The organism is Klebsiella sp. JB_Kp004, assembly GCF_040065795.1.
GTDB lineage: Bacteria > Pseudomonadota > Gammaproteobacteria > Enterobacterales > Enterobacteriaceae > Klebsiella > Klebsiella quasipneumoniae.
In genome coordinates, this window is record NZ_JBEAKW010000043.1 from 77,624 (window position 1) to 101,020 (window position 23,397).

Below are 23,397 nucleotides of genomic sequence, written 5' to 3' on the forward strand. Positions count from 1 at the left end.
GCCTGTTATTGCCGAAGTTTTTTAACGCAATACCTTAAAGGGCAGTTTGCAAACCTAGGATCTCCACTTTTTCGCGCGACAATTGTTCCTGTAGCTTTCGTTGTATGGTAGAGAAACGTAACCCTAATTAATTATAAACAATTAAAAAACCCCGTATAAACTACGGGGTATGGCAGGTTTCTTTTTATTAAAGCATTTACTATAGACGTTCGCTCTCCCAAGCATGGCTCGTGCTTAACTTCCCGTGTTCACTAGCTTTTACATGAATCATAAATCTCGAGCCGATAGGGCTGTTAGTTATTTCTTGTGAGCATCTTGCGACTTTTGTTCCCTGAGGAAAAAGTTGGCTGTGATCAACAATAACTTCATTTTTACCATTTGCACCGGCAGACACAATCACTGTAATGCGCGGGTGTTTACTATAGCCTTCTTTAGAAGGACTAATATCTTTTATAAAACTAACCACACCCTCTGTTCGATAAAGAGAAAGTGTTCTTAAGCTTCGCATTAAACTTATTTTAGAAAAAAGAGGGAGGTTTTCAGATTTCAGTTCTGCTGGTTTCTTGGTTATTATGCCAAACTCAACTTTATAATTACCACTATCTATCACGCGGTTGAAACTATCCAAATCTTTACCTTGAATATTTTCCTCGATTAATGACTTAAGTTTTTCTTTGCTGCTCTTTTCCAAAATGAGTAATTCTATAGAATTGACACCTTGATTGAAAAGATGGCTAAGTTGAGATGATCTTGAAGATATTTTTATATGATGAAAAATACAGTAATTATCCTGGTAACTTATTAAATCGCATGGTTCTATTTGTGAGTATCCATCGGGACTTATGTCTTTCTGATCTAAACATATATGGAATGCTGAGTTGTTTGCCACATCTTCATTATAGTTCTCTTCACTATAGTTTCTTATGTCATCCTTAATGTTGTCATGATCATATGAGGGAAGTTGGCTATCTTCACACCTTGCATCTATATAATCTTTCAAACTCTGCAAATATTCTTGGTCAACTTTATACCATTCACCTTCGCAGAGATGGTAAACAACTTCCTCGTTATCAAAGTGAATATCATAGATAAAACTTCTGTAAATGTTATATGCTTTCGTTATAACACCTTCTTCATTGCAGAGGTTAAGCGAGAAATCTTTGATTTTGTCTATATTGAATGTATTTAAGTCAACTTCTCCTAAATAGTCATAAAACTCTTCAAGACTAATGTCAGTATATATTGGGGATATGCCTTTCCTTCCTTTAAAGGAGCAGTAAATATTATCACTATAATCCACGATGTCCGGGATTGATAAGGCTAGTTCGTTGTTTTTATTAATGAAAGCATCTAAAAGAGAATCATCAAGACGCTTAATTTTAATAGGGTCTTTTTCTGGCGTTATTTTTTGTATGTTAGGGAAAGACTCTAAGTATTCATCACTGGAATATAAATCTAGTAGTTGGTCGCACAATCCGGTAAGTTGTTCTGGCTCGACTTTAAGTCCAACTTTTAAGCTGGTTGAACCAGTCGCATTTTTGAAGAGATCAATATATTGTGGTTTTACTTTTCCTGTCAGGCTTTTTAATATCTCGCTATTACTATCAAAATCTAAATAGGTTAAGTCAGACATAACAGGGACTTGCATTCTTTTCCTTCTTGATGCTCCGGGATCGACTATATCAGCGCTTTTTAACTCATTAGGTTCAAGGCTGTTTAAAGTAACTTTTAAGCCAAAATCATACTCGTAGGAAACATCTAGCAAGTTGTGATAAATATGGCCAAAAGTTAGAGCAAAACATCGATCTCTTACCGGAAGAAAAATTAATGCCCCTTTGTTTTCTTGTTTTAAATTTCCACCAATTGAGAAGTAGTCAACCCACCAAGGGGTTGTTCTAACCCTATCGGAAATAAACAAGGTTGCGCCTTGTGGGAGATTTAGAGCCTGAAAGCCACCGATAAGTTGATGGTTCAGCTTAAGGGAGTTCTGTGCATTGTAGCCAGCTTTAAGCAAAAAAATAGAAAAAGACCTTGTCTTCATATCATTTTAGCCCTTTGAGAGGTAAGCAGTTATGAAGTTACTCGCATTTGAGAAAAGGTTAAATTTTAACCCGTGCTATTCGTGATATAGGTCAAACATATCGCCACCTAAGGACTCTGTTAACCTATTGAGTCTGAGCGTAGTGCTTGACTATAGTGCAGTATCGTTTCAAATACTCATGATGGTTCTCTACTTGTTTTTCCATATAGAGAAGGTTAAATGGTGATGCTAAAACGCGTCTGGTGACCTACGGTTGTATCCGCAAGACTCCTCAGACGCGCTAGGAAGCTATGTGGCGCGTTGTTGACTAGGGGGGATGAAATTGTGGTGCGGAATTTGCGGCGCTCTCATAGAGTTGCTAGCGTAGCCAAGTGAAACAGGATGCTTTCGAATGGAATAAAAATGCCGTGTGATAAGCTGTCATAACTATCATTATGCACCCACATATAATCCCGGCTATAGAAAGCTCAAAAACTTATCCGGCAAGTTTTTGAGCTGATGGCTGTTACCAGTCTTTTGCAGCAGAGCTACTTTCAGTCACGATCTCGCGTTTGTATTGTTCCACAATATCATTCAACGCTTTTTTGGCTTTTGCTTGTCCACCAACAGTCATATTTGGCGAATCTATGGCAGGGAACGCAATCCCGCTGGTTACATGGGCCGGACGATAAATGTGGATATCATCAAAGGTGATGCGAGCTTTATCATCCTTTGTGTCGATTTTCATAGTGAATTTATATCGAACATCTTCATTAGCTAAGCAATCATTAAAACCGTCACATGGGTATTTAACATTCCCCTTGCCAACAATCGAACCTTCTTCTTTATCGGCATATTGGATTACGCTGTTAGAATCAGTGAAGACCTTTGCAACCCAAATTTTGGAACTACTGTAAAGTGCATCCTTTTTAACCCCGGGAACGTTAACAACACTGACTATACTACCCAGCGGTTGTTTAGCCGCTTCCATATCTGGTGAGGTCACACAACCTGTCAACACAGTAATACTGGATACAACCAAACTGGCTAAAACAGTTTTCATCATTACTTTTTTCATTCGATTTGTCCTTATCGCATTTTTATTAAGTGCAGTATGTAAATATGGTGCGGAATGAAGTTGGTTTCTCAAAACCGCAGGACAGGTCTCGCTTTTCTATTATCACCCGTAGTGGATATAGGCATAAACAGCGACAGCAACGAGCGCGCCAAAACGTAATAACCCATTACGATGCTTGGTTAACCACTTCCGCTCGTAACGCAACGGCGTGTAGAAAGGTGTTACCCATTTAAGAAACTCTGCATTGAGGTTGTCCAAAGACTCTTTGGGCCCTTTAAGATTGCTGCCGACAATGTATTGGCGTCTTATCAAATCGATACGGCAGTTACCGATGTGTTCCCTTTCAGTTGTAAGCTCCGATTCATCAACGAAATCAAAGGACTCTACGAGAATTTGGTGTGCTGCCTGCAGATCTTTATGGGTGACAAAAGCATCACAGGTGATCAGGTCGCCTTGAGAGGTGAATGTCAGGAGATCAATCCCGTGAGTTGCTTGTAAATTATCGATTAGTTGTTGTCTGATGGCTCTATCAAATGGTCGGATGTATCCCCATTTCGGATCGATATCTCGACCATACTCCTCATAGCTGAAAAACTCGCCTTCAAGGGAGAGCCCACCCCAATCAAAGCGCACATAACAATCCGGTTGGGCTTGGTAATAATTGGATACGGGCATAAGCTTCCTTGAGAAAGGAGATCAGAAAAATCCTAAGTGGTTAATTGAACTATGCGGGAGAGAATTTTTCAACAATGTTTATCTGCAAGTATAAGGATGATTTTGCCACCACCGAAGTTTTTGGACGCAATGCCTGAGAGGGGGACTTCCAAACCTAGGAGATCCACTTTCCCGCACCAAACTTATCCGGCTGCATTTGCACCGCGAACCCGATGTCGTGTCACAACGTTTGGTTCGTGTTTGATTGAAGGAAACAGTAACCGACAAACACCGATAGCTAAGACATGTAATCTGACAGTTGAGTTGTTATATATACAGTTATTAAGAGAGCTGTATCCAGACCAGCAGGAATGCGGCTTCTTTCCTGCTGATTGTCACTTTTTTTTGGAATAACGAAAGGGGGGCGGCTTAAACGTGGAGGCGCCGTAAAGCACCCTTAACGGCGTTTTGCAGATCGCTAACAACCGCCAGATGCGAGCTTTCTTTCCGCAGGCGCTTGTCAACGTTAACCATCATCCAGCTACGTTTATCCCTACGTCCGATATTATTGAAAGAATGCAACCCGCGCTCGGCTGTTGCGTCGTTCACCTTACGAACTGCGTTGACAGCGGTAAACCGGAACAAATCACCGTCAGCCATCATTTCAGGCTCAATTGGTTTGCGAAATTTGAACAGGTGAGCGAGGGTTTCAAATCGAAAGCGCTGCATGTCGCTAAGATGGTGAAGAGAGTAGTGAGTGAGCGCAGCACCTTTTAACGTGACTTCAACACGAGCGCGTTGCTCTTCTAAAGGTAGTTTCTGATCGTTGTCAGTGCGTTTGTGATAGACCTGCCACGAGATGTTGTCCCACTTGTTACCTGTCCTGAAGTTTCGATTTGGAGTGATACGTGTTCCGGGGAAAAGGTAGACATTTTTCCACGAAGCGGGATTGAATTGCCTTGGTCGGGTTCCGTTACTAAACAGGCTTGTCTGAAGCCGATAGGTCATTGCTCGTGTCGCTGATACTGACCGTTGTTTATGCCAGAAATCGCAGAAAACTTCGACTCCCACGATTTGTGGCTCACACGCAAATGGGAAACGGTTTTGCAATTGCTTGAGTGCAGCTTCCAGCTTCCCGCCATGGTTTGCCAGTAGATCACGGAAGCAAATCCGAAAAGTATCGTTAGTGCTGCTTATCGTAGGTTTTACCCACGTTTTAACGTTGTTGTCGGGACGGGGGGCGCATGATGACAACTTTGAGATACGTAGACCGCAGGGTTTAACCCAGAGTTTTAATCCGGTGATTTTAAGTAATTCATCCTGAACGTAGCGATGCTGGGTCAGTCTGGAGAAGCTGATCTTTAAGTCCAGCCAATCGATCCCGGCTGAAACCTTAAAGGATTTGCGGTCTGCTTCAGCAGCTACGTATTTTCGACTCTTCATAGTGCGACCTTATTGAAGGGAACTTCAAACCGGCATCAGGGTCGTTCGAACTGAGCAGATTTGAGAACATTTCGAGCACGGTAGCACAACGGTTTTGCGATAAAAACCTTATTTATCAATATACTGCGTTCATATTCTGAACGCAGTAGTCGTTGCTAACTTAAGGGTATGAGAACACTGTCATTTTTCATATACAGAGGATGTTTGGGTTCACCTGTGGCGTTTAAGACAAAGCACATTGTGGTTTCTGGTAGCAACTGTCGGACTACTGTTGAGCGCTTGAGATGTCTGCCTTCGTTGCCCCATGCCGCCACTACCAGACCGGCACTGGCAATAAGCCTTATCAGATGGCTATCGTTATCTATACCAATGGGATCAGGTGCTTTCATCATTTCATGTCGCTGGGTATGAACGAACGCGAACAGGTTGGCCATGTATACCCCGCCGTAGCCCCAGTTTTTGGCAAACGATATGCAGCGGCTCAAGGTGCGATCATCGTTCTCAGCATCGGCATATGAAGGGTTTAGCCCGATGAAAAGGGCATATGGTTTTGATTCGTCCCAGACTCGTGATAACGAGTAGCGATACTGGCCGCACGGTGAAAAAATCGCGTCTTTAATCATTCCAGTTGTCCTTATGAAGTGATGGTTTCAGCCTAACATTTCTTTATCCGTTTTAAGCGCCAACAAACGACCGTTTTCTGGCATCTCCCAATCGCACGCTTTCACACTGTTGGAAAAATAGCCTTGGCTTTTCTGGCAGGCCATCCTAATGTTGGCCTCGTTTTCTGGCAGGGGTCAGATGGGGAGATAACAATGGCAACTTTTGGCTACGGACGTGTTTCGACATTGCAGCAGGATAATGAGAACCAACGGCTGGAGCTTGGGCAGGCTGGGTGGCAAATTGATTACTGGTTTGCCGATGTTGTTAGCGGGAAGATTCCGGCAATGCAACGTAAAGCATTTTCTGAGATGCTCAATAAAATCCGCGATGGTGAAACGTTGGTGGTAGCGAAGCTTGATCGTCTGGGGCGTGATGCGATTGACGTCCTGCAAACGGTAAGGGCTCTGGCTGACCGTAATATCAAGGTTATTGTCCACCAACTTGGCACGACTGATCTCACCTCCGCAGCGGGTAAGCTTCTGTTGTCGATGCTAGCAGCGGTTGCGGAGATGGAACGTGACCTCTTGGTTGAGCGGACCCAGGCGGGTTTGTCGCGGGCAAAAGCCGAAGGAAAGAAGCTGGGAAGACCGTCGAAAATCGCCCCAGAAGCCCGTGACGAGATTGTAGAGAAAAAGAATAGCGGAACTAGTGTCAGTGCGTTAGCACGAGAATATGGCGTTTCTAGAGCTACGATTGCTGCAATACTTGATTAAGGCTCATCTGCATCTCAGGCCCGAGCTGGCATTTTGGGTAGCGGTGTGTATTTCTTTTGACCGTCAGAAGTGGTCTAAAAGAGGTTATGTTACATAGCTAATTCACATATTAGATCGCCGTCCATTCAGGATTATGTATGATTGGTGTGCCATCAGATAGGCATCCAAGACCGAAGAAACATTCAGTTTGGTTTAAGATGATTGTTAATAATTGCTACTAACTTCTCTGAAGATTAGTATTGTTTCTATTCCTTACTTGCGGAGATTAAAAACGTGCATTATCTCTACATCGATACCTGTGTTTGGTTAACTATAGCAAAGTCAAAGAATCAGCATGCACTACTTGAAGCATTTAACCAATTATTGGATAGTAACAACGCTGCTATTGTAATCCCAACCTTGGTGAAGGAAGAGTTTCTTAGAAATAAGGACAGGGTTATCGAAACTACTAAGCAGCAAATTGGTTCGGAATTCCATAAAGTCAAAAAATTAATCGGGGCTTATGGAGGTAATGGTAAGGACCAAGCGCTAGCTGTATTAAATGATGTTGGAAGTCGCTTGCCTATTTTAAGCGAAGTTACAGGGCATACAGCGGAGATGATTGAATCTCTGATGGATAAATGTATAAGTCTTGAGGCTAGTGATTCCGTTCGGTTAAAAGCCGTGGCAAGGGCATTGGATAAGAAAGCTCCTTTTCATCGTTCAAAAAACAGCGTTGCTGATTCAATATTAATTGAGTTGTTTTACGACTTTATGAAAGATAAAAATGGCGTTTTCCATTTTGTTACGGAAAACTATACGGATTTCAGCTCGTTAACTGATAGGCGAAATCCACATCCGGATTTTGGTGAGATATTTTCTGATAATGTCCATTATCATTTAGATATCGCTGAGGCGATAAATAGTATAGAACCTGAGCTTTTGAGTGTGCTTGAAGAAGAAAATAATTGGGTTGATGATGACACAAGAAGCTTAACAGACATACTAACTGCGATTAATGAGTATTGTGAAAAAGTATGGTATAACCGGCATAAATACAGGGAGTATAAAATTGAAATAGGTGATATTTCTATAATACCTAAAGGAGATGCACGCCATGGTAATAATGTTATTCATGAAGATATCTGGGAAAGGGCAAAGTTAGCAGCTGAGAAAGTCGAAGAACAATATGAAGACACTGGCCCTTGGGATGATTTTGAATGGGGAATGATCAATGGCAAGCTATCTGCCTTAAGATGGGTGCTTGGAGATGAATGGGATATGTTAGATACCTAGTGATAATTAATCCTATTCACGGGTAGGGATTACATCCTGCTGCTTTGAATATCCGCCTGTTTTTGAAGCTCTGGTTATGATTTATAAGTATTCTATATTGTGGCTTTTTCCGGTCAGCTTTCTAGTTCTAAACTGACCGGAGTAATTAGGAATGATGTAGCAAAAGCTGGAACCTTTACATGAGAGGAAAATGCTTTCTTGAAACTATAAGATACTCAAATGCCAGATAGCTTCCGCATAACGTAGTTACATCTGCCTGTCTCCTGCTGTGGGTTTGATAAAAAGATGCAGTATGCGATCAGAAGTTGTTCATACAGTTAGTGTAAACAAAGGCCGCTGAAACCTGAGCATCTTGTTTCGGGTGTTCATATACGTAGTCAACGAAGGTCTTATAGAGCATGATCATTTGAGGAGTGACTTCGGACTTACCGTTCATATTATCAAGTCGCTGATAATATTCATCTTTGCTCACTCCTCCGTTTCGGCCTTCGGTTACGTTTGCAGTAAATTGAGCCATACCCATGCACATTTGATCTTTATGGTTATTTGTTTTATCCGGGTGGATAGCACCTTCTAACACTTTATCACCGCTGATGGCATGTTGTGCCCACATTGAATTGTTGGCGATAAACTTTTTGGAACCGGTTGCAATACCGTATTCGATGCGAATGCCATTATCGTGATAGCTACCGTCAGCATCTTTAGTCGCTAGCTTTAAAGATATGCGGCAACCAGGGAGTGTTTTGTGTTCTTGCGCCGAGATAATAACGGTGTCCGTATCGCAATCAGCAAAGCTGTATTCGGGGTTAACGTAGGTGTTAGTTTTGATGAGCAGCCCAGTAAGTCCGTTTTTATAGCCTTTTGCCGGCAGCGTTTTGAAGGCGCTGCGATCACCCTTTTTGATTGCTTCCCGGAAGTGCTCCATACCGATGCGCGTCGCCAGTTGATCGATGCTTTCTGCTGCATAAGATCCAGATGACGCAGCGATTAACATAATGGTCAGCACAGACTTGGCTGAAAAACCGGGCTTACTAAGCCGTGTTTTTGACATGTTGTTACCCCTCAGAATCCACCCCAGCGGTGTCAGTTATCGCATCATAGACCATTGATTCAAAATGTCACTATTGGAGCGTGGCTCTTTAGTGGACATCTGCGCAAATTCAGGGCATGAAAATGACCCTGAGAAAACTGTTTGGACAACGAGTAAAAGAGTTGCGCATTGCCACCGGAATGAGCCAAGAAGCCTTTGCCGATCGGTGTGGGTTTGCTCGTAGCTATATGAGCCGCATTGAACGCGGCGGTTCTAATGCGTCTTTGGATGCGATTGAGGTGCTGGCCAACGCTCTCAGTGTTGAGCCGTGGCAGTTGTTAGCGTCTGACTCATCTGAAGATAACGATCCGGAACTGTTGGTTCCATACGCAGCCGATGGTTCCTGTTTTCACCCCGGTTTGGCGAGCTCCCGTGATGGTTCGTTTGGCGTAGGCGATAAAGCGGCTCAGAAGCGTTTTGGCACGTTTTCTGAAGCTCTTGAGTATCTCCGTAGCATGGAGACAGCAAAATGGCGTAGGCCCAATACCAGTGGCAACTGGGGCATTGTTTCGGCAGTGCGGTGGGGCAAACTGAGAAAGTGAAGTAAGTGTAAGTTTATGAATTCTGGATGCTGTATTAATGAACAGTCTTCTTTGGCAAAAGGTGAGACACCTATGAATCAGTCTTACTCTTCTATAAGAGTCGACAAAACATCAAAATCCAGGTGCGTTACGTAGGCGTTACAGTGGCATTTCACTTCGGCAGTGGAGAGTATTTTTGAAAAATAATCATTTAATATCATATGATTGGCTAAATGCGCTGAATAATCTTGAGTTACTGTCACTTCATTCCGAAATTTTAACGCAGTTGCGTTTTAGAGGTGTCATTCGCACCAAGAATAATCCTGTTGGTGACTATGCTGAATGGCTGGTTTCTAAAGCACTGGGTATGACTCTTCTCAGTAATTCGTCGGCGGGCGCTGATGCCATTGATGCTGATGGCCTGAAAGTGCAGATCAAAGCTAGGAGAGTTACGCCGGATAATCCTTCCCGGCAGCTTAGTGCCTTGCGTAACTATGAGGCAGCCGATTTTGATTATTTAATCGCGGTTATTTTCGATGAGACTTACAACATTCTTGATGCTTACAAAATCCCACATGAAGTAATACGAGATTATGCACGGCATAGTGACCACGTTAACGCACATATCGTTAACCTCAAGGGCGCGATTCTTACTGATCCCCGAGTTAGTTCCATCAAAGAAGACTTGATTGTCAGGAGTTCGGCTTCAGTCAATGAAGCGGCTATGCAAACCCTTCCACCCGAACCTATGGAGGAGGTTTTGAATCAACCAGAGAAGATAACGAGTAGTGTTACCCTGGTCAGCCTCCTTAAGGCTATTGGGATGGAGTGCTTCGTAAACTACTACCATCATTTTGCCGATTTAAATTTACCAAGCGCTTATATCATTGAGCAAATGCACTCACGTGAGGGTTATACAGAGAAAAGTTGCCGGAGCCGTCTCAGTAAAGCGCGAAAAGTGATCAGGGATGGTTTAAGTATTGAGGCTTTGGCGTTGATCGCTGACTCTGAGCGAATGCAAGATTCTGTCAGAAATGACGCGCTAAAACTTATCAGCGTTCTGGAGTGAAGCGGTTTGCAAAACGTTGTAGTTCCTCCTACAAAACCCTCCTACAATGCATCACGTTTTTGTTAATAAATCCATGGGATTACGAGAACTTTGGAGCGGGGGTGATTTCCCTTCGCCCGCTCCAAACTCAAGTCTTCTGAAGTCTACCCAACTCAATTTTCCCTTGATAAATAAGAAGTTATAGCATTCTGTTAGTCTATTGAACTCCGACGGAGGACTCCTCTTTGGTTGCGGGATCGGCGTTTTGCGCTGCTGGCGCTGGAGTAGTAGCGTTTAGTGATATTTTCGCACTTATCCTGTTTCCGCAGGATGAGTGATTTTACGCAACCGGCTCGCGCTGACGACGACCGATACCGCAGAGGCCGCGGCGGCGCTCCACAGCGCAACATGAATTGACCTTTCATCTGCTGCCAGCAGAACGCCTACGGCGGCGGCTCCCAGGCACTGCCCGAAAGTGCGCATAATGGATAAAACTCCGGACGCATAACTCGCGTGCTCACGAATAACGTTTGAGAGCATTTCCCGGTTATTGGGACTCTGAAAGCAGCCAAACCCTATTCCGCACACCAGACTTCGCAGGCAGATATCCCACATTGGAGGGCTGGCGGGTAACGTCGCCAGCAAGATCAAACCGACGACAAATATCACCAGCCCCAGGGTGGATATCGCCGGGGCTGATATCGTGTCCGCCCAACGGCCTGCATGCGGCGCAATCAGCACGATCCCTAACGGCCACGGCGTAAACAGCAGGGCAGACACTACCGGACTGTAGCCGTATTCGCTCTGAAACAGGAAGGGTAGCGCAATAAAGGTGATCCCCTGGCTGACAAAAGCAACCATTGACGTGAAAGCCGCGAGGGTAAAACGTTCATTTTTAAACATGCTCGGCGGCAGTAAGGGATGACCCGTACGGCGGATTTGCCAGATAAAAGCCATGCCGCTCAGCGCAGCGAGAGCCATCCAGCAAAGGCTGCCGAATTGAGAAGTAGCGTTCTGTAGGCTGTTCGCCGCCATGATCGTCGAACCCAACAGCAGCGCCGACAATATGGCGCCCACGGTGTCGAAGGGCGCCTGCATACGGATCGCATCCCGCGGCAGCGCTCTGACCGCCAGCAGTAAGGCGAGGGTGCCGGGAAGAACGTTTATCGCAAACAGCCATTGCCAGCTCAGGGTGTGAAGGATCGTACCGCCCAATACCGGGCCGATAGCGGAGCTGGAGGCAATGAGCAGGGCATGGAACCCCAGAATGCGGCCAAGTAAGCGTCCGGGAAATACGGACCTGAGTATTGCGGGGGCAATACTCAGCGTCGCCGCGCCGCCGATCCCCTGAAGCACGCGCATACCGATAAGCATTTCGGGCTTATTCGCCAGCGCGCAACCCAGTGATGTCAGGGTAAAGGTCGTCAGGCCCGCCAGAAATACGGGGCGATAACCCAGACGGGCCGCAAGCGCCGCGAATATCGCCAGCGTCATCGCAGCCGCCAGCAGATACCCGTTGGCGAACCAGACGGCAATACCGGCAGGTACCTGCAAATCCTGAGCCATTGAGGGCAGGGCAATGTTGATCATGGTGCCATCAAACACGCCCATTAAGGTGGTGGTCATTATTGCGGCCATCACCCGTGCGCGCGCCGGGCCAGGCAGTCCTTCGTCGCCGGGTTGGCTGGAAAAGAGCGTCATCATTTGTCCTCTGAGAAGAGTGTATGGATGACAAAACTATAAAGATGGCTTTTACCGGGCGGAAGGCGCACTATTTTCACTTTATTGTTGCATCAAACGCCTTATCTTAATGTGCTGGGAGAAAGGGGAATGTCTGATCCTGATTTTAATTTGCTGGTAGCACTCGACATATTGCTGAGTGAAGCGAGTGTCGCAGGTGCGGCACGTCGTCTGAACCTCAGCACCTCAGCCATGAGCCGGACATTAAGCAGGTTACGCGATGTCACAGGAGACCCGATCCTGGTGCGCGCCGGGCGTAACATGGTACTGACCCCGTGGGCCGAAGCGACCCGGGATCGCGCCAGGCGTGCAGTGCACGATGCCAGGGCGGTATTGCAGCCCTCAACTGAAACGTTCTGCGCGCAAAGTCTGGCGCGTCTTTTTACCATCAGGGCAAACGATGGTTTTGTGGTGGCGTTTGGGCCTGCGCTCATCGCAGCGGTTGCCGACGCCGCGCCGGATGTCTGTATACGCTTCGCGCCTAAGCCGGAAAAAACGTCGCGCTATCTTCGGGAAGGGCTGGTTGATCTGGAGATTGGAGTTCAGAGTAATATGGGGCCAGAAATACGGCTGCAACGACTGTTTGAGGATCGGTTTGTTGGCGTCGTGCGTAAAGGGCACCCGCTGGCTAAGCAGGCAGAAATAGGCGTGGGTGATTATGTCGCCTGGGGTCATGTGGTAGCGTCACCCGAGGGCGCGTTGCACGGATCCGTTGACGATGCGCTGGCCGAACTGGGGACAAAACGTAAAATTGCGAGCGTTGTACCGGGATTTCCGACAGCACTGTCCGTGGCGCTGGAATCGGATCTTATCGCCATGATACCCGCACTCTATTTACTCAATCAGCAGGTAACGGACCAGGTACACGTTTTCGAGCTGCCGTTCAAAAGCCGTCGTATTACGGTATCGCAGATGTGGCACCCAAGAATGGAACGCGACCCCGGTCACCGCTGGCTGAGAGAGCAAATTCTTGCGATATGCGGTGGGGGGAGGTCAGTCATGACCTGACCAAATAGACATGTCCGCGCTACCGTCTCGCCACAGCGATCGCTGCTTTCAAAGGATGAGACTCATGACGGCATACGGAACGGAAATTTTCTCAATGAGCGATGTGAACAGACTCACGATCGAAGTCTCCACGCGTCGATAGACCGTTTATGTCCTTTCCGCGAGATTTAATCGAAAGCCCTCGTGCTACCTTTAAGCTAACTATTAACGATAAAGAAAGGACAGCTTTCCTGTCCTTTATCCTTTTTTATTCAGCTTTGCTCTCGCGCGATCGCAACACTTCACCGACCACCGGGGCGGCGGTAAACGCATTTGGCCATCCCGCGTAGAACGCTGCCTGGGCGACCACTTCTCCGGCCTCTTCAGCCGAAAGCCCATTATCCATGGCCCTGTTTAGGTGGTAGCCAATCTGCGCGCTCTGTCCGGCGGCGATTAACGCGCTGACCGTCACCAGACTTCTGTCGCGGGGCGTAAGCGCGGGCCGTTGCCAGAGGTCGAGAAACAGCGGGTCGGCGGTAAATTTAACCAGGCCAGGCGAAATGGGGCCGACATTTTTCTCCACGGTATCTGCACGCTGTTTCTCTACCTGTTCATTGAGGGGCAGCAGCGTCGGCGAGGCGGAGGGAAGGGCCTCTGCCGTCACGCCCCTGGTTTCAAAGATGGCTTTCGCGACGCTGACGGCTGATATTGCATTGGGCCAACCTGAGTAGAACGCCAGATGGGTAATGATCTCTGATACTTCCGCTGGCGTCACGCCGCTATCGAGAGCGACTTCAATATAGTGCTTTAGCTCGCCTGGCTGGTTGCGGGCAATCAGCATGGCCACAGTCACGATGCTGCGGTCGCGGGCAGACAGGGCGTCACGTTGCCAGAGGTCGTTGGTAATCGCTTCACGGCCAAAGCGTGCCAGCGACGGGGAGACCGCGTGAATGTCAGCGTCCGAAAGAGTGAAAGCCCTGATTGATTTTCTGATAGCGCATACCGCGGCATAAAGGCTATTTTGCGTGCGAAATGTCTGAAGGCGCCGGCCCTGTCTTTCCCTCTGCCTTAACCCTATACTCCATGCGGATAAGGCGGTTTTTTATCGCGGTGCAACGGCTTATCCCATCGTCAACGCGATGGGCGGGGAATTTCACTAAGGGAGAGGCAGCAATGGGCAGACGCTTAATGGTCTGTGTGTTCGCGCTGGTGGCGTTTTCAGCCACTGCAGCGCATGGTCATCACGGCCAGTCGGTAATATCGGGCGCCGACGGCGGCAACGGTTCGGACGGCGGCAGTAGCGATAATTCCTCGGGTCGGGCAGGGTGCCCGGGCGGCACCGATCCCGATAAGCACGGCCATTTTTACCTGCCCGGCACCCGCGAACCCTGCAATCCTGGCCCCCAGGATGCAGAGAAAGTCGGGTCTTCCCACTAGCGTTCAGCTCAGATCGTGCAGCGCTTTGTCCAGCGGTGGGGAAAGTTGAATATCCAAAAAGGCAACCGCCAGTCCGCCGCGCTCCGGTGAGCAGCACATGACGCCGGCTTTCACCGGGCCTGGTGGAAAGTAGCCGAGCCGCAGCAGCGGCCATCGCTCGCCGTCGGTCGAATACTGCAGCCTTAACGCATCGCCCTTGCGGGTCAGCCGCAGCCAGAAGGTGCGCGGGTCGCCGGGGAAAAGCCCGGTGGCCCAGTCGGAGTGGGTTAGCGTCAGCACGCTGCCGATGGCCGGGGCATCGTCATTAAACTCAATCCCCGCCTTCAGCCAGGTCTGCTCGTCCGCCATCATCATCAGCCCGGCCTGGTCGTAAAGCGTGGTGAAATCCGCACAGATTTTTGCCTGCAGGGTAAAATCGCCCTCCACCTCAGCGGCATAAAGATGGCCGGAGAAGCGCTTGAAGCCATACCAGGTATGACGCCAGAAATCGGTATGCTTATCGGTGACCACCGTCAGGCCGTCGGCATCGCGGCGCCACTCGGCAGGTTCATTGATCCAGTGAAAGGATGGCTGCATGTTTCCTCCGGGACAGGCTTATAACAGCGACTGCAGTGCGGGGGACGCCATGCTGGCCTCAAAGGGGATAATCTCCGTATGGGCGAGACCCAGCTGCTGGAAGGGATCCTGGCTCAGACGCGCTTCCAGAATTTCCCGGCTGTCGCATGTCGCCAGAATCACCCCGCCGGTGCGGGGAATACGGCGGCCGGAGGTGAGAAAGAGGCCGTCAGCATAGCCTTTTTTGAGCCATTCGACGTGGGCGGGGATCGCGCTGTCAATCTCTTCGAGCGGTTTTATATACGTTAAAACAACCACATAAATCGTACTCATCCTGAAAACCCTGTCAATCCGATGGGATCTTCAGCCTGACATATTTCGATGATGGTTAAAAGAAAACGCGGCATTTTTGCGTGCTATTGAGCAGGAGGCACATGTTGCAACGGTATGGAGATTTATCGCGGCTGTAAAAAACACATATGTTTTTTCGAATGCATATTGATCTTTGTTCGTGGTCCCGTATGCTGTCCGTCACGCTTGAGGAGAAACCATGTCTTTATTGCCCCTGCAACTGTTCAAAAACCTCGCCGATGAAACCCGGCTGGGGATCGTGCTGTTGCTCAAGGCGCGGGGAGAGCTGTGCGTGTGCGATCTCTGTACGGCGCTCGCCCAGTCCCAGCCCAAGATCTCCCGCCATCTGGCAATGCTGCGGGAGAGCGGGCTGCTGCGGGATCGAAAACAGGGTAAGTGGGTCCATTATCGCCTCTCTCCGCAGATGCCGGCCTGGGCGGCGCAGGTGATTGAGCAGGCCTGGCTAAGTCAGCAGGACGATGTGCGGCTGATGGTCAGCAGACTGACTGACGGGCCGGGTTGTCGGTAAAAAATTTATCTTAACATATATGATTTTTCGAATGTGATTGGTGGGGGAACGATGTTGCTGGCAGGTGCGATTTTTGTCCTGACCCTGGTGCTGGTGATCTGGCAGCCGCGGGGGTTAGGGATCGGCTGGAGCGCGGCCTTTGGCGCGGCGCTGGCGCTGGTCACCGGTGGAGTACAGATAGCCGATATCCCGGTGGTGTGGCATATCGTCTGGAATGCCACCGCCACGTTTATCGCCGTGATCATTATCAGCCTGCTGCTCGACGAGTCCGGCTTTTTTGAATGGGCCGCGCTACACGTTTCCCGCTGGGGAAGAGGGCGGGGTCGTCTGCTGTTTACCTGGATTATCCTGCTCGGTGCGGCGGTGGCGGCGCTGTTTGCCAACGACGGCGCGGCGCTGATCCTCACGCCCATCGTAATTGCTATGCTGCGGGCGCTGGGTTTCAGTAAGGGAACGATGCTGGCCTTTGTCATGGCAGCCGGGTTTATTGCCGATACCGCCAGCCTGCCGCTGGTGGTGTCGAATCTGGTGAATATCGTTTCGGCAGATTTCTTTGCCATTGGCTTCAGGGAGTACGCTTCGGTGATGGTGCCGGTCGATCTCGCGGCGATCCTCTCCACCCTGGCGATGCTGCACCTGTTCTTTCGCAAGGATATCCCGCCGGCCTGGGATATGGCGTTACTGAAAGCGCCGGCCACGGCGATAAAAGATACGGCGACGTTCCGCACCGGCTGGGGCGTGCTGCTGCTGTTGCTGGTCGGCTTTTTCGTTCTTGACCCGCTGGGGATCCCGGTCAGCGCCATCGCGGCGCCGGGAGCGGGGATCCTGTTTGCTGTCGCGAAGCGCGGGCGGGTGATAAACACCGGCAAGGTGCTGCGCGGCGCCCCATGGCAGATTGTGATCTTCTCGCTGGGGATGTATCTGGTGGTGTATGGCCTGCGAAACGCCGGATTAACGGATTATCTGACCACGGTGCTGAACATGCTGGCGGAGCGCGGGCTCTGGGCCGCAACGCTGGGCACCGGTATCCTGTCGGCCTTCCTCTCTTCGATCATGAATAATATGCCCAGCGTGCTGGTCGGCGCCTTGTCGATTGATGGCAGCGCGGCAACAGGGACGATCAAAGAGGCCATGATATATGCCAACGTCATCGGCTGCGATCTGGGGCCCAAAATCACGCCGATTGGTAGCCTGGCCACGCTGCTCTGGCTGCATGTGCTGACGCAGAAGCACATTACCATCGGTTGGGGGTATTATTTCCGCTGCGGCATCATCATGACCCTGCCGGTGCTGCTGGTAACGCTGGCCGCGCTGGCGCTGCGTCTCTCCTTCAATCAGCCATGAGAACGTGCTATGAGCATCACCATTTACCATAACCCTGAATGCGGCACCTCGCGTAATACCCTGGCGCTGATCCGCAACAGCGGCGCTGAGCCCACCATTATTTATTATCTGGAGACGCCGCCGTCGCGCGATGAGCTGCGCCAGCTGATCGCCGCGATGGCGATCCCGGTGCGGGCGCTGCTGCGGCAAAACGTCGAACCCTACGATGCGCTGGGCCTGGCGGAAGAGCGGTTTACAGATGACCAGTTAATCGACTTTATGCTCCAGCATCCGATCCTGATCAACCGTCCGATCGTGGTGACGCCGCGGGGCACCCGGCTCTGCCGCCCGTCAGAGGTGGTGCTGGAGATCCTGACGGCGCCGCAAAAAGGCGCCTTCGTGAAGGAAGACGGTGAGCGCGTCATTGATCGGACGGGACAGCGTGTGAAATAGCGCGCAAAATGGCGCCGGCTGTAGCAGCCGGCAAACCATGTGCATCCTGCCTCGCGGGAGGCTCTCCGGGTGTGAAGCACCTGGATGGCTGAACAATATTCTCCCTTAGCGCTATTTCTGCCTCCTCAGGCCCGTTTCCCTTACTTTTCCTGTCGTTATATGCCCTGCCTGCACCGACGGTTTTTGACCTTTGTTACTCAATCAACTTACTGTTTTTAATAAATAAAATTATGTATTCTTTACAATGGCATAATGTCAACGCCGTTTGCGCTTTTGCGAACATTAAATCTATAAAACTAGATGTTTGTCGACTTTTCATCTAAAAAGGGAAGGCAAGGGGCTGGACAAAACCACTGCATGGTTATCAAATGGTTAAAAATGCTCGTTCCTGATGTTAAGACAAACAAATTATAAATCGTCAGCCCGCTTTATACGGTTAACTTGCGCTGCGGTGCACCTTATCTGGAGAATTTATGCATTCCTCTGTTAATAAAAACGAAAGCCGTACCTTTTTCGGCCATCCTTATCCGCTGGGCTCCCTGTTCTTCACCGAAATGTGGGAGCGCTTCTCGTTTTACGGCATCCGCCCCTTACTGATCCTGTTTATGGCGGCGACGGTTTACGACGGCGGAATGGGGCTGGCGCGGGAGAACGCCTCGGCGATCGTCGGGATTTTTGCCGGCAGTATGTATCTGGCCGCGCTGCCGGGCGGCTGGCTGGCGGATAACTGGCTTGGCCAGCAGCGCGCTGTCTGGTACGGCTCGATTCTGATCGCCCTCGGGCACCTGTCGATCGCCCTGTCGGCATGGCTGGGCAACGACCTGTTCTTTATCGGCCTGATGTTTATCGTCCTCGGTTCCGGGTTGTTTAAAACCTGTATCTCGGTGATGGTCGGCACTCTGTATAAAAAAGGCGACGCGCGCCGCGACGGCGGTTTCTCGCTGTTCTACATGGGGATCAACATCGGCTCGTTTATCGCGCCTTTGATCTCCGGCTGGCTGATTAAATCCCATGGCTGGCACTGGGGCTTCGGCATCGGGGGGATCGGGATGCTGGTGGCGCTGATCATTTTCCGTGTCTTTGCCGTGCCGTCGATGAAGCGCTATGACGCAGAGGTCGGCCTCGATTCCACCTGGAACAGCCCGGTGGCGAAAAAGAATGGCGTTGGGGCGTGGCTGCTGGCGCTGGCGCTGGGAGTGGCTGTGGTGGTCACGCTCATTAGCCTGGGCACGATCGTGATTAACCCGGTGGCGGTGGCCAGCGTGCTGGTCTATGTGATTGCCGCTTCCGTAGCGCTCTATTTCATCTGGCTGTTCGTCTTCGCCGGCCTGAACCGTAAAGAGCGGGCGCGCCTGCTGGTGTGCTTTATTTTGCTGGTCTCGGCGGCCTTTTTCTGGTCGGCATTTGAACAGAAACCGACCTCATTCAACCTGTTTGCTAACGACTATACCAACCGGATGATCGGCGATTTTGAGATCCCCGCGGTCTGGTTCCAGTCGATTAACGCCTTATTTATCATTCTCCTCGCCCCGGTATTCAGCTGGGCGTGGCCAGCGCTGGCGCGTAAAAACGTTCGTCCGGGCAGCATGACCAAATTCGTCATTGGCATCCTGTGCGCGGCGGCGGGCTTTGGCCTGATGATGCTGGCGGCGCAGAACGTCCTGAACAACGGCGGGGCCGGTGTGTCGCCGCTGTGGCTGGTGGGCAGCATCCTGATGCTGACGCTCGGCGAACTGTGCCTGAGCCCGATTGGTCTGGCGACCATGACCCTGCTGGCGCCGGAGAGAATGCGCGGCCAGATGATGGGGCTGTGGTTCTGCGCCAGCGCGCTGGGTAACCTGGCGGCGGGCCTGATTGGCGGTCACGTGAAGGCCGATCAGCTGTCGCTGCTGCCGGATCTCTTCGCCCGCTGCTCCATCGCGCTGCTGATCTGCGCCGCCGTGCTGGCCGTGCTGATTGTCCCGGTCCGTCGGATGCTGGAGAACAGTCAGTCCAGCGGCGCGCAAAAATCCGTCAGCAACGCCTGACGCGATCCCCAGGCCGGTCCCGCGGGACCGGCTTGTTTTTTGTCCAACCCCCGCCCCGGCAGTGCAAAATCCCCTTTTCTGAATGCGCGATGTCCCATAACGTGAGCGTGTTCTTTGAAATCACGTCGCTTTCCGGTCCATAGTGTAGTCAGGTTTACTATGTGGTTAATATAAGGACACACCTATGCCAGCAGTCATTGATAAAGCATTGGATTTTATTGGTGGTATGAATACGTCTGAGCCAGTACCACAGTCTATGGATGAAAGTACCGCGAAGGGAATTCTCAAATATTTGAAAGAACTGGGCGTGCCAGCCAGCCCGGCCGACGTCGCTGAGCGCGGTCAGCAGCAAGGCTGGAGCGCCGGGTTTACCGACAAAGTGGCGGAGTGGGCTGAACGGGTCGCCGCCGGCGAACGGCTGGTGATTAAGCATCCGGAATTCTTTTCCACCTACATGCGGGAAGAACTGCGCGCCCTGGTGTAATCGCCGCGCATGAACCCCGCGTCTTCTGTTTAATGCCTTCCCCACCGGGGAAGGCATTCTGGCTGATCACAAACCTGTTTATTATTGTGCCCGTATTTCTGCCGGGTGGCGGCTTTCGCCTTACCCGGCCTACGAAAGAGGACAATATCAAACCGCTATGCGGTTGGCCGTAGGCCCGCGCAAGCGCAGCGCCGCCGGGCAATCCCTGAAGACGGTTTAATGCCTTCCCCACCGGGGAAGGCATTTTTGTTACTGGCCGCGGTAGCCGCCGCCCAGGGCTTTGATCAGGGTAATGTCGGTGCTCAACCGCTGGGCCTCAATATCCAGCAGCAACAGCTGCTGGGCAAGGACCGCCCGCCGGGCCTCTTCGGCGGCGTAGCGGCTGAGCAGGCCGCGCTGATAATGGGCGCGAGCGCTGTCGGTGGTGGTCTGCGCCGCGGTGACCTTCAGCTGCTGCAGCGCGCGCTGCTGATTCAGGTCGTTAAGCTGGCTGGAGCTGATGGCGACATCGCGAACCGCGTCCAGCACCGCCTGGTTGTACTGTTTGATCAGTATATTGCTGGCGGTGCGCACCGACTGCAGATTGGCGTTCAGACGACCGCCGTCGAAGATCGGCAGATAGAGCCCAGGCAGCAGGTTGATCTGCTGGAAAGAGGACTTAAACAGATCCCCGACGCTCAGGGCGTTATAACCCCAGAACGCTTTGATATCAAAATGGGGATAAAACGCCGCTTTCGCCGCATCGACCTGGCTCAGGGAGGCGGTCACATACCCGCGCAGCGCCTGCAGGTCCGGGCGGCGGGCCAGCAGCTCGAAAGAGAGCGACGGCGGCAGCGTCTCCTGGAGCGCAGGCAGCGCCACCGGATGGATCGCCGGCATGCTTTGCGCATCGGCGCCGATCAGCGCCCGCAGGGTTTCACGATACTGGGTCAGCGTCCCCTCGGCGCTGATGATCTGCTGGCGGGCGGCGAGCTGCTCGGCCTGGGCGTTGGCCACATCCACGCTGTCTTCCACGCCGCGTTGGGTCCGATGCTCGTGGGCCGCCACCGAGAACTGGGCAATATCTTCCAGGTCCTGCAGCAGCGCGATTTTCTGGAACGTCGCCTGCATGGCGAAATAGAGCTGCGCCACGCTGCTGGCGATGTCGAGCTCAATGCCGGCGGTCTCCGCCAGCCGGGCGTTTTTCTCGCCAATGGCGGCGGCGACCCGGGCGCGATCGGCTCCCCAGAGATCGATATTCAGCTGCGCCCCGACGCCAACGGTGTTCAGCGTATACCAGGGACCGTTCTTATCCACCGGCAGGGAGTAGGAGTAGGGCCAGCTAAAGGATTTGTCGGTGATCCGCAGGCGATTTTGCGCCGCGACGGCGGTGGCCTGCAGGCCCATCGCCGACTGAGCGAGTTCCACCGTGGACTGCGACTGAGAGATGCGCAGCCGGGCGGCCTGCATGGTCGGCGAGTTCTGCAGCGCCCGGTTGATCAGCATATTGAGCTGAGGATCCTTATAGGCCTCCCACCAGCGGGCTGCCGGCCAGTCGCTATTCGCCAGGTGGATCACCTGCGCCAGCTGGGCCTGCTGCGGATTGACGATGGCGACCTGGGCTGGCTCGTCCTGGATCAGCGCGCAGCCGCTGAGCAGCGTCAGCGTCAGGGTAAGGAGAGTGCCGCGCAGCCGCGGGGAGAAAGGAAGGATCATCATGACGTTTTAGCCTGTTGCTCAGTCGCTATCGGTGTCGGGCCCCAGTCGGGAAGGGCGGCCAGCGCGGCGGCCAGCGCCGGGCCAAAGGGGTTAGTCAGGTCGGCGGCCAGCTGCTCGGCAGGCGCTGTCGCCTCCTGTTCGATACGTTCGGCGTAGCGCCGCAGCTGTTCGGCGCAGCGGGTCAGGGTCGGGTCTCCCGGCGCGGCGTTGAGCCGGTACCCTTCGCTGAGGCGGGCGATCTCCTCGGCCCGGGCGAGGGTGGCGCGCATCGGCCAGTCTTTCGCCTGGGGCCAGGGGTGGGCATACGTACCCAGCGGTTCGGCGCGAACCCGATGGATCAGCGCTTCGCTGTCGGTGAAGGCGACAAACAGAGGGGCCAGCGGCACCGCATCGTGCGGGGCGGCGAGGCAGTCCGCCAGCCGGCGATAGAGTCCGGCGAGGCGCGATTTCAGCTGCGGCGCTTCGCTGTCCGGCCAGAGATACAAATGGACAATGGAGGAGACCAGCACCCCAAGCAGGATGCCCAGCACCCGGTCCCGCAGCTCGGTGAGATTTGTCAGCGGACCAAACCAGCTGAGGAAGGCCAGCGCAAAAGTGAAACCAATCTGGATCCCGGCGTAGGCGATACGCTCCGAGCCGGCGGCAATCCAGGCCGCCAGCGCCAGCACCGGCAGGGACATCGCCAGCAGCCCCGACAGCGAGTCGGTCCAGGGCTGGACAAAGACGATTAACAGCAGCGCCAGCAGAGTGGCGAGCAGCGCGCCGCCGATGCGCAGCCACGTCTTCTGCATCGTGGCGCCCAGCCCGGGCTGGGCGACGATCACGCAGCTCAGCATAATGGTGTGCAGCCCCTGCCAGTCGGCAGCGGTATAGAAGACATAGCAGATTAGCGTCGCCAGCAGGGTCTTGAGCGCAAAATGGAGATAAGCCGGGTTGCGCCAGGCGTCCGGCGCCAGCAGAGGCGGTTTTTCCACCTCGCCCTGCGGCAGGGCCACCGGCTCACCCTGGGCCAGCTGCTGCAGAAGGGCAGCCATCTCCTGCAGAACGGCGCGATTGGCGCCGCGGCCGCTGAGCGCCAGGGGGGGAATGGCGCCGTCAAACGGCCCCTCGCTAAGGGCGCTCTTCAGCTGCAGTACCGCCTGCGACAGCAGCAGGCGATCGTCGCTATCGGCCTCGTCCGCTTGCAGCAGCGCCGCCAGCTGGTAGCAGCGCAGGGTGGCGGCCAGCCGCGAGCGCCAGGCCTGCGGATCGGCGGCGATCTCCGGCGTCGCCCGACAGGCCTGGGCGAACAGCGACTGCAGCTGGTTG

22 protein-coding genes and 1 pseudogene are annotated in these 23,397 nt (G+C 51.9%); 11 read left to right on the top strand and 12 right to left on the bottom strand.

From position 1 onward, the window contains the following. Window positions 1–199 precede the first annotated feature (199 nt). The 5 genes from ABLX76_RS18815 to ABLX76_RS18835 all read right to left on the bottom strand — a co-directional run bounded on the left by ABLX76_RS18815 (window position 200) and on the right by ABLX76_RS18835 (window position 5,818). The gene (locus ABLX76_RS18815) at window positions 200–2,041 is read right to left on the bottom strand and encodes a TIGR04141 family sporadically distributed protein (protein WP_230122647.1); all 1,842 of its coding nucleotides are present in this window, start codon (window positions 2,039–2,041) and stop codon (window positions 200–202) included. Between the two features lie 505 nt (window positions 2,042–2,546). Then, window positions 2,547–3,098: a DUF4468 domain-containing protein gene (locus ABLX76_RS18820; protein WP_021314595.1), complete on the bottom strand. Its 552-nt coding sequence runs from the start codon at window positions 3,096–3,098 to the stop codon at window positions 2,547–2,549. Between the two features lie 102 nt (window positions 3,099–3,200). Then, complete coding sequence (locus ABLX76_RS18825; protein WP_230122645.1) at window positions 3,201–3,773, bottom strand: hypothetical protein; 573 nt, start codon at window positions 3,771–3,773, stop codon at window positions 3,201–3,203. A 408-nt stretch (window positions 3,774–4,181) separates the two neighbouring features. After that, a complete protein-coding gene (locus ABLX76_RS18830) occupies window positions 4,182–5,195 on the bottom strand; it encodes a hypothetical protein (RefSeq protein ID WP_348875065.1) in 1,014 nt (337 codons plus the stop codon). 155 nt (window positions 5,196–5,350) lie between these two features. Next, window positions 5,351–5,818 carry a DUF1643 domain-containing protein gene (locus tag ABLX76_RS18835; protein ID WP_008806412.1) on the bottom strand — a complete coding sequence of 156 codons (468 nt, stop codon included), beginning with the start codon at window positions 5,816–5,818 and terminating at the stop codon, window positions 5,351–5,353. A gap of 192 nt (window positions 5,819–6,010) precedes the next feature. On the opposite strand from ABLX76_RS18835, the gene ABLX76_RS18840 reads away from it, so the two are divergent. Both ABLX76_RS18840 and ABLX76_RS18845 read left to right on the top strand, forming a co-directional pair. Further along, window positions 6,011–6,571 (top strand): recombinase family protein, encoded by a 561-nt coding sequence (locus tag ABLX76_RS18840; RefSeq protein WP_105630007.1) that lies wholly within the window; start codon window positions 6,011–6,013, stop codon window positions 6,569–6,571. A 273-nt stretch (window positions 6,572–6,844) separates the two neighbouring features. After that, window positions 6,845–7,846, top strand: coding sequence for a PIN domain-containing protein (locus tag ABLX76_RS18845; RefSeq protein WP_219415380.1), 1,002 nt, complete (start codon window positions 6,845–6,847; stop codon window positions 7,844–7,846). Window positions 7,847–8,144: 298 nt separating this feature from the next. Here the strand turns inward: ABLX76_RS18845 and ABLX76_RS18850 are convergent, their stop codons facing one another. Further along, window positions 8,145–8,897, bottom strand: a complete 753-nt coding sequence (locus ABLX76_RS18850; RefSeq protein WP_230122643.1) for a hypothetical protein — start codon at window positions 8,895–8,897, stop codon at window positions 8,145–8,147. 122 nt (window positions 8,898–9,019) lie between these two features. Between ABLX76_RS18850 and ABLX76_RS18855 the strand changes: the two genes are divergently transcribed. Both ABLX76_RS18855 and ABLX76_RS18860 read left to right on the top strand, forming a co-directional pair. Continuing rightward, the gene (locus tag ABLX76_RS18855; protein ID WP_139070342.1) at window positions 9,020–9,478 is read left to right on the top strand and encodes a helix-turn-helix transcriptional regulator; all 459 of its coding nucleotides are present in this window, start codon (window positions 9,020–9,022) and stop codon (window positions 9,476–9,478) included. A 175-nt stretch (window positions 9,479–9,653) separates the two neighbouring features. Further along, window positions 9,654–10,526 carry a hypothetical protein gene (locus tag ABLX76_RS18860; protein WP_219415383.1) on the top strand — a complete coding sequence of 291 codons (873 nt, stop codon included), beginning with the start codon at window positions 9,654–9,656 and terminating at the stop codon, window positions 10,524–10,526. A gap of 291 nt (window positions 10,527–10,817) precedes the next feature. Here the strand turns inward: ABLX76_RS18860 and ABLX76_RS18865 are convergent, their stop codons facing one another. Then, complete coding sequence (locus ABLX76_RS18865) at window positions 10,818–12,206, bottom strand: MFS transporter (protein ID WP_110243462.1); 1,389 nt, start codon at window positions 12,204–12,206, stop codon at window positions 10,818–10,820. 129 nt (window positions 12,207–12,335) lie between these two features. Here ABLX76_RS18865 and ABLX76_RS18870 point away from each other — a divergent pair, with 129 nt between their 5' ends. Then, on the top strand, window positions 12,336–13,253 hold the full coding sequence (locus ABLX76_RS18870) for a LysR family transcriptional regulator (protein ID WP_348875069.1): 918 nt from the start codon (window positions 12,336–12,338) through the stop codon (window positions 13,251–13,253). Between the two features lie 247 nt (window positions 13,254–13,500). On the opposite strand, the pseudogene ABLX76_RS18875 reads toward ABLX76_RS18870, so the two are convergent. Beyond that, window positions 13,501–14,202: pseudogene (locus tag ABLX76_RS18875) on the bottom strand (carboxymuconolactone decarboxylase family protein); the annotation flags it as partial. Between the two features lie 203 nt (window positions 14,203–14,405). Between ABLX76_RS18875 and ABLX76_RS18880 the strand changes: the two are divergent. Continuing rightward, window positions 14,406–14,669, top strand: a complete 264-nt coding sequence (locus ABLX76_RS18880; protein WP_023290955.1) for a hypothetical protein — start codon at window positions 14,406–14,408, stop codon at window positions 14,667–14,669. Window positions 14,670–14,672: 3 nt separating this feature from the next. Here ABLX76_RS18880 and ABLX76_RS18885 read toward each other — a convergent pair whose 3' ends face one another. Together ABLX76_RS18885 and ABLX76_RS18890 are read right to left on the bottom strand one after the other, a co-directional pair. Continuing rightward, window positions 14,673–15,245 carry a DUF1349 domain-containing protein gene (locus ABLX76_RS18885; RefSeq protein ID WP_065883804.1) on the bottom strand — a complete coding sequence of 191 codons (573 nt, stop codon included), beginning with the start codon at window positions 15,243–15,245 and terminating at the stop codon, window positions 14,673–14,675. An 18-nt stretch (window positions 15,246–15,263) separates the two neighbouring features. Further along, window positions 15,264–15,557, bottom strand: a complete 294-nt coding sequence (locus ABLX76_RS18890; protein WP_065883802.1) for a YciI family protein — start codon at window positions 15,555–15,557, stop codon at window positions 15,264–15,266. 217 nt (window positions 15,558–15,774) lie between these two features. On the opposite strand from ABLX76_RS18890, the gene ABLX76_RS18895 reads away from it, so the two are divergent. The 5 genes from ABLX76_RS18895 to ABLX76_RS18915 all read left to right on the top strand — a co-directional run bounded on the left by ABLX76_RS18895 (window position 15,775) and on the right by ABLX76_RS18915 (window position 20,391). Continuing rightward, window positions 15,775–16,104, top strand: a complete 330-nt coding sequence (locus ABLX76_RS18895; protein WP_087848602.1) for a metalloregulator ArsR/SmtB family transcription factor — start codon at window positions 15,775–15,777, stop codon at window positions 16,102–16,104. 51 nt (window positions 16,105–16,155) lie between these two features. Further along, window positions 16,156–17,448, top strand: a complete 1,293-nt coding sequence (locus ABLX76_RS18900; protein WP_050533783.1) for an arsenic transporter — start codon at window positions 16,156–16,158, stop codon at window positions 17,446–17,448. Between the two features lie 9 nt (window positions 17,449–17,457). After that, window positions 17,458–17,880, top strand: coding sequence for a glutaredoxin-dependent arsenate reductase (gene arsC, locus ABLX76_RS18905; RefSeq protein WP_086074981.1), 423 nt, complete (start codon window positions 17,458–17,460; stop codon window positions 17,878–17,880). A gap of 473 nt (window positions 17,881–18,353) precedes the next feature. Then, on the top strand, window positions 18,354–19,907 hold the full coding sequence (locus ABLX76_RS18910) for a peptide MFS transporter (RefSeq protein ID WP_086074982.1): 1,554 nt from the start codon (window positions 18,354–18,356) through the stop codon (window positions 19,905–19,907). A gap of 184 nt (window positions 19,908–20,091) precedes the next feature. Further along, window positions 20,092–20,391 (top strand): DUF1889 family protein, encoded by a 300-nt coding sequence (locus ABLX76_RS18915; RefSeq protein WP_004205347.1) that lies wholly within the window; start codon window positions 20,092–20,094, stop codon window positions 20,389–20,391. Between the two features lie 249 nt (window positions 20,392–20,640). Here ABLX76_RS18915 and ABLX76_RS18920 read toward each other — a convergent pair whose 3' ends face one another. Beyond that, complete coding sequence (locus tag ABLX76_RS18920) at window positions 20,641–22,089, bottom strand: MdtP family multidrug efflux transporter outer membrane subunit (protein ID WP_087848604.1); 1,449 nt, start codon at window positions 22,087–22,089, stop codon at window positions 20,641–20,643. Further along, the gene (locus ABLX76_RS18925; RefSeq protein ID WP_348875082.1) at window positions 22,086–23,390 is read right to left on the bottom strand and encodes an FUSC family protein; all 1,305 of its coding nucleotides are present in this window, start codon (window positions 23,388–23,390) and stop codon (window positions 22,086–22,088) included. The genes ABLX76_RS18920 and ABLX76_RS18925 overlap by 4 nt, the downstream gene beginning before the upstream one ends. Window positions 23,391–23,397: the final 7 nt, after the last annotated feature.

What these genes read in the sequence shown, in the direction of transcription:
- ABLX76_RS18815 (WP_230122647.1), bottom strand. Translation starts at nt 2,041, where the DNA reads ATGAAGACAAGGTCTTTTTCTATTTTTTTGCTTAAAGCTGGCTACAAT.
- ABLX76_RS18820 (WP_021314595.1), bottom strand. Translation starts at nt 3,098, where the DNA reads ATGAAAAAAGTAATGATGAAAACTGTTTTAGCCAGTTTGGTTGTATCC.
- ABLX76_RS18825 (WP_230122645.1), bottom strand. Translation starts at nt 3,773, where the DNA reads ATGCCCGTATCCAATTATTACCAAGCCCAACCGGATTGTTATGTGCGC.
- ABLX76_RS18830 (WP_348875065.1), bottom strand. Translation starts at nt 5,195, where the DNA reads ATGAAGAGTCGAAAATACGTAGCTGCTGAAGCAGACCGCAAATCCTTT.
- ABLX76_RS18835 (WP_008806412.1), bottom strand. Translation starts at nt 5,818, where the DNA reads ATGATTAAAGACGCGATTTTTTCACCGTGCGGCCAGTATCGCTACTCG.
- ABLX76_RS18840 (WP_105630007.1), top strand. Translation starts at nt 6,011, where the DNA reads ATGGCAACTTTTGGCTACGGACGTGTTTCGACATTGCAGCAGGATAAT.
- ABLX76_RS18850 (WP_230122643.1), bottom strand. Translation starts at nt 8,897, where the DNA reads ATGTCAAAAACACGGCTTAGTAAGCCCGGTTTTTCAGCCAAGTCTGTG.
- ABLX76_RS18855 (WP_139070342.1), top strand. Translation starts at nt 9,020, where the DNA reads ATGACCCTGAGAAAACTGTTTGGACAACGAGTAAAAGAGTTGCGCATT.
- ABLX76_RS18865 (WP_110243462.1), bottom strand. Translation starts at nt 12,206, where the DNA reads ATGACGCTCTTTTCCAGCCAACCCGGCGACGAAGGACTGCCTGGCCCG.
- ABLX76_RS18870 (WP_348875069.1), top strand. Translation starts at nt 12,336, where the DNA reads ATGTCTGATCCTGATTTTAATTTGCTGGTAGCACTCGACATATTGCTG.
- ABLX76_RS18880 (WP_023290955.1), top strand. Translation starts at nt 14,406, where the DNA reads ATGGGCAGACGCTTAATGGTCTGTGTGTTCGCGCTGGTGGCGTTTTCA.
- ABLX76_RS18885 (WP_065883804.1), bottom strand. Translation starts at nt 15,245, where the DNA reads ATGCAGCCATCCTTTCACTGGATCAATGAACCTGCCGAGTGGCGCCGC.
- ABLX76_RS18890 (WP_065883802.1), bottom strand. Translation starts at nt 15,557, where the DNA reads ATGAGTACGATTTATGTGGTTGTTTTAACGTATATAAAACCGCTCGAA.
- ABLX76_RS18895 (WP_087848602.1), top strand. Translation starts at nt 15,775, where the DNA reads ATGTCTTTATTGCCCCTGCAACTGTTCAAAAACCTCGCCGATGAAACC.
- ABLX76_RS18900 (WP_050533783.1), top strand. Translation starts at nt 16,156, where the DNA reads ATGTTGCTGGCAGGTGCGATTTTTGTCCTGACCCTGGTGCTGGTGATC.
- arsC (WP_086074981.1), top strand. Translation starts at nt 17,458, where the DNA reads ATGAGCATCACCATTTACCATAACCCTGAATGCGGCACCTCGCGTAAT.
- ABLX76_RS18910 (WP_086074982.1), top strand. Translation starts at nt 18,354, where the DNA reads ATGCATTCCTCTGTTAATAAAAACGAAAGCCGTACCTTTTTCGGCCAT.
- ABLX76_RS18915 (WP_004205347.1), top strand. Translation starts at nt 20,092, where the DNA reads ATGCCAGCAGTCATTGATAAAGCATTGGATTTTATTGGTGGTATGAAT.
- ABLX76_RS18920 (WP_087848604.1), bottom strand. Translation starts at nt 22,089, where the DNA reads ATGATGATCCTTCCTTTCTCCCCGCGGCTGCGCGGCACTCTCCTTACC.